Source organism: Myxococcus llanfairpwllgwyngyllgogerychwyrndrobwllllantysiliogogogochensis, from assembly GCF_006636215.1.
Lineage (GTDB): Bacteria > Myxococcota > Myxococcia > Myxococcales > Myxococcaceae > Myxococcus > Myxococcus llanfairpwllgwyngyllgogerychwyrndrobwllllantysiliogogogochensis.
The window spans coordinates 1-428 of record NZ_VIFM01000826.1 but is presented as its reverse complement, the minus strand read 5'-3'; the positions used below and the strand labels follow the sequence as shown (position 1 = coordinate 428).

The window sequence follows — 428 nt, the reverse complement described above, 5'->3', positions numbered from 1 at the left end:
TATGCGCCCACCTGTTTTCTGTGCAAAATCAGCCCGGCAAAATTATTGATATTATTATCAGTATATGGATTTACGCGGCGCCAGCTGTTTGGCGCGACTGGAAAGGTAAAATTTCTCTATGATTAATCCCCATCAGCCTCGGGACATTCCGCAAATACTGCTGTCGGTGCTGTTCCTGGCCCTGATTATCATATCCTGCCTGTGGGTTGTGCAGCCGTTTATTCTGTCCTTCGCCTGGGCCGGTACGGTGGTGATCGCCACCTGGCCGGTGCTGCTGCGTCTGCAGCGTGTGCTGTTCGGCAAACGACTGCTGGCGGTGCTGGCGATGACCCTGTTGCTGTTTCTGCTATTCGTTATTCCTATCGCTCTGCTGGTCAACAGCCTGGTGGATAACAGCGTTCCGCTGATCAAACTCATCAGCAGCGGAA

1 protein-coding gene is annotated in these 428 nt (G+C 52.6%); it reads left to right on the top strand.

Features of this window, described 5'->3' with window-relative positions:
• Positions 1–118 precede the first annotated feature (118 nt).
• On the top strand, positions 119–428 hold a 310-nt coding region (locus tag FJV41_RS55980), incomplete at its 3' end, for an AI-2E family transporter (protein ID WP_141649641.1).